This window comes from Streptomyces odonnellii (assembly GCF_000981895.1).
GTDB lineage: Bacteria > Actinomycetota > Actinomycetes > Streptomycetales > Streptomycetaceae > Streptomyces > Streptomyces odonnellii.
The window spans coordinates 1-3,751 of sequence record NZ_LATD01000357.1; the positions used below are offsets into that span (position 1 = coordinate 1).

The window sequence follows — 3,751 nt, forward strand, 5'->3', positions numbered from 1 at the left end:
GCCTTCCCGGCTGTGCGGGGAGCCGCCTCCGAAGCCGGCCGGGCCTGCTCGGCGGGGGCCTGTCCGGCGGGCGGCGGGCGCCGCAGGCAGCGGTCGCAGAAGCCGGTGGGGGTGAGGGTCCCGCCGCAGCCGGGCCGAGCGCACGATGTCATGGCCTGTCCTCTCCCCCGCCGCCCCGGTCCAGGCGCCCCCGTACCGCCGCCAGATAGCGCGCGACCGCGCGCTCCGCGGCCGGCAGATCGCACGGTGCCTTCCACAGTCCGTCATGTGCCTGCCGGTAGAGATCCGCCAGCTCCAGGTCCTCGACGGCGTCCAGGTCGCGCGTCATCGGCCGTACGGCGTCCAGCCGTCCACGCAGCACGTCCCGGCGTCTCAGCAGGTCGTCGAGGTGGCCGATGGCCCTGGTGATACGAGTACGGGCGCCGGCCGCGGTGTGCGCGCGGCCGTCCAGCTCGTCCTGGAGCCGCGCCAGCTCCACGGCGTCCCGGCCGGGCGCGGAGCCGGCCCTCCGCAGTGCGGCCACGCGTTCCTGAAGGGTGTACACCGTGGTGAGGGCCTCCAGTCCGGGCCGTACGGCAGCGTCCGCGGTCAGCAGGACGCAGCGGTCGTAGAGTTCGCGCCGGCCCAGACCGGCGATCTCGGCCAGGCGCCGGTCGAGCACCCCCAGCCGGAAACGGAACACCAGGGCGGCCACGGCGAGGCGCCGTACCGCCTCGTCGGCCGCGTGGAAGATCATCAGCACTCTGCTGCCCTGCTCGGCGAGCAGTTCCAGCAGCTCGGTCAGAGCCGCCGGATCCGGAGCCCTGTCGACGCCGTCGGCCACGATGGTGAGGGGCAGTACCGTCGCGCGCAGCCGCTCGGTGAGCCGCTCGCCGGGACCGGCGTCGATACCCATGCGCCCGCACACCCGCTCCGCCAGCCCGGCCGCGGACTGGCGGGTGACATCGACGGCGAGATCGACGGAACCCACGAGGGGCACGCTTCCCGGCGGGGCGCCGGTGACCCGGTCCGTACGGTCCGCGGTGGACAGTTCCCGGTCGGCGAGGGTGACGGCCCGCTGTACGGTCATGACCCGGGCCCGGTCGCCCGGCTCCACCAGTGCGGACTCGGCCGGCGACGCGTCGCCGCCGCGCAGCCAGTCGGCGAGCCAGGTGGCGAAGGCGGCGTCCTCGGTGAGCTGCACACTGTCCGAGACCAGGCTCTCGTCGACCGCGGAATCGCCGTGCACCCATGTGCGGACCACGGGCAGATACCGCAGGACGGTCTCGGTGGGGATCACATAGGAGTGGCGGAAGTTAGCGCCGACGTAGTAGCCCACCACGATGCCGATGACATGGCCGGTCTGTTCATCGGTGACTCCGGCGCCGCTGAAGCCAGGGCGGACCACTTCGCCCTGGTGCACGGGGTACATCTGCACCCGGCCGTCGCGTCCGCTCAGCCCGGCGAGCCTCCCGCGCAGCCAGGTCCCCTGGTGCAGGCCGTCCGGGAAACCGTACGTGTGAACCACACGGTGCCAGCTCGGGGACAGCCGGTGGAGCACCGCGGACCACTTCTCGGGCTGCGGCCGGTCCAGCCGTAACAGCGCCAGGTCCCCACTCGGCCCGGACAGATGGTCACCGCGCTCCGGTACCCAGCACTCGTCGATCGCCCGGGCGGTGACAGGGCCGGAGTGGGTCACTCCCACCAGGTCCACCAGTACGGACGTGCCGGCCGGGACCACATGGGCGCAGGTCAGCACCGTGTCGGAGCCCAGGAGTACCCCCGCGCCGAGCACCTGTCCGCCCGGCCCCCGGATCCGTACGCGCCAACTCTCCTCCTGGACAGGCCTGTTGGACATGTCCGACAGTTCATCCCCCATGGTGCGCAGCGTACTCGTGCTTCCCACCGGCCCATAGGCTCACGCAGGCCAGAAAGTCCGGGGCCGGTGCGGGATTGACTTGTTGTGTCCGGTGTCCGGTGTTCACGACGGGGAGCGGACGGGTTGTGTCGTCGTGCGCCCCGCGACCGGTGGCCGGAACAGGCGGTCCGGGCGGTCACGCCGAGGCCGATCCGGCCCGGTGGAGCGCCGTGGCCTGCGAATTGTTGCCTAAGCTTTTGACATCACCGGGCTTGGCAAGGGCCGTTTGCCGGAGCAGCGTGTACGACGGACCGGGCGGTCGGCGGCGATCACACCAACCAGGCAGGTGTACGCACTCGTTGAGGACCGTACGGTCCGCCGCGCCGTCAGGTGGCCCATGGCGCGGCGAGCCGCTCCATAGGAAGAGATCGACGTGGAACAAGTCAGTGGAAACCACTACCCGGGTATCACCCTGGAGTCGCTGATGCCGGAGCCGCTGCTCGGGCGTGAGTACCAGGACCGCCCGGACATCGTGCACGAGCGCTTACGCCAACGGCATGGCGCCGTTGCTCCCGTGGACCTGTTGGGTGTGCCCGTCTGGCTGGTGCTGGGATATCCGGAAGCCTTGTACATACTCCAGAACGACGCGTTGTGGCCCAAGGGCATGCACCACTGGCGTGCCCGCAACGAGGGCCGGGTGCCGTACGACTGGCCGGTCGCCCCCGCGCTGACGGCCGAGAACATGATGGCGCGCGGCGGCTCCGACCATGCCAAGTACCGGGCCGCCTGGGACTCGGCCCTCAAACCGTTCCAGGATCCGGGCCATCCGCAGACCCGCAGACTCAAGGAGAACATCCGCAGGACCGCGAAGGAGCTCATCGGGTTCATCGCACAGGGCGGCAGAACGGGTACGGCGGACCTGGCCGCGCAGTTCTCCCGGCCGCTGCCCCTGATGGTCGCGGGCGAGCTTCTGGGCGCGTCGGGATCCCAGAACGACCAGGCCCTGATGGACATCTGGCGGATCCTCGACGCGGGACCGGACTCGGCCGAGGCCTCCGCCCGGGTGCTCGCCGCGATGGCCGAGCTGGGTGAGCAGAAGCGGAGGCGGCCCGGCGAGGACTTCCCCTCGTACATGCTGGCTGCCCAGCCCAATCTGACGACCTCGGAGCTGGCGCATGAACTGACCATGCTCATGGGGATGGTCTCGGACCATGGAGGCATCCTCATAGCCAACTCGGTCGTGGAGATCATCACCGGCGACGGGCGCGCGCGGGCGAGCCTGTCGGCGGGCATGATCCGTGAGGCCGTCAACCATGTCGTCCTGCGCAAGCCGCCGTTGTCCAACTTCGTACCGCGGTTCCCGCTCAGGGACCATCGGCTGGGCGAGTACATCATCCGGGCGGGCGAGCCCGTATGGATCGCCACGGCCGCCACCCACACGGACCCGCGCTTCGCGGACGGTACTTCGGCGAACAGGGCGACCAGTACGCGGGCCCATCTCTCGTGGGGTGCCGGCCCGCGCCAGTGCCCGTCGCGCGAACTCGCCACCACCATCACGACGTTGGCCCTTGAGAGCCTGTTCGAGCAGTTCGAGCAGCTTGAACTGGCCGTACCGGTGGACCAGCTCCCCTGGCGTTCCTCACCGTTCGTACGCGGGCTGCGGGCCCTGCCGATCAGATACCGGCTCCGTGACGGCTACGAGATCCCGGCACCCGCGCCCGCCCGGCGGACGGGCAGACACCGGGCGGCGGAGGCGGAGGTGGCGGATTCGCCGTCCACACTGCGGGGGTTCCTCACCGGTCTGGTCACGGGGAAGATCGATCCGGACGCCTTCTAGGACAGGGCCTAGGGCGTGTCTTCAAAGTCGCGTCGTCCGCCCGAAGGGCGGGCCCGGCGGCGTCTGGTGCGTGCGAT

At 70.9% G+C, this 3,751-nt stretch carries 2 protein-coding genes; one reads left to right on the forward strand and one right to left on the reverse strand.

The genetic code is table 11. The features are described 5' to 3' along the window. Positions 1 to 148: 148 nt before the first annotated feature. Positions 149 to 1,858, reverse strand: coding sequence for a S1 family peptidase (locus WH07_RS29295; protein WP_046506457.1), 1,710 nt, complete (start codon positions 1,856 to 1,858; stop codon positions 149 to 151). 463 nt (positions 1,859 to 2,321) lie between these two features. Between WH07_RS29295 and WH07_RS29300 the strand changes: the two genes are divergently transcribed. Further along, positions 2,322 to 3,674, forward strand: a complete 1,353-nt coding sequence (locus tag WH07_RS29300) for a cytochrome P450 (RefSeq protein ID WP_107073657.1) — start codon at positions 2,322 to 2,324, stop codon at positions 3,672 to 3,674. Positions 3,675 to 3,751 lie beyond the last annotated feature (77 nt).

Bases quoted from the DNA above. Each gene is read 5' to 3' on its own strand.
- WH07_RS29300 (WP_107073657.1), top strand. From the start codon at position 2,322: ATGCCGGAGCCGCTGCTCGGGCGTGAGTACCAGGACCGCCCGGACATC.
- WH07_RS29295 (WP_046506457.1), bottom strand. From the start codon at position 1,858: ATGGGGGATGAACTGTCGGACATGTCCAACAGGCCTGTCCAGGAGGAG.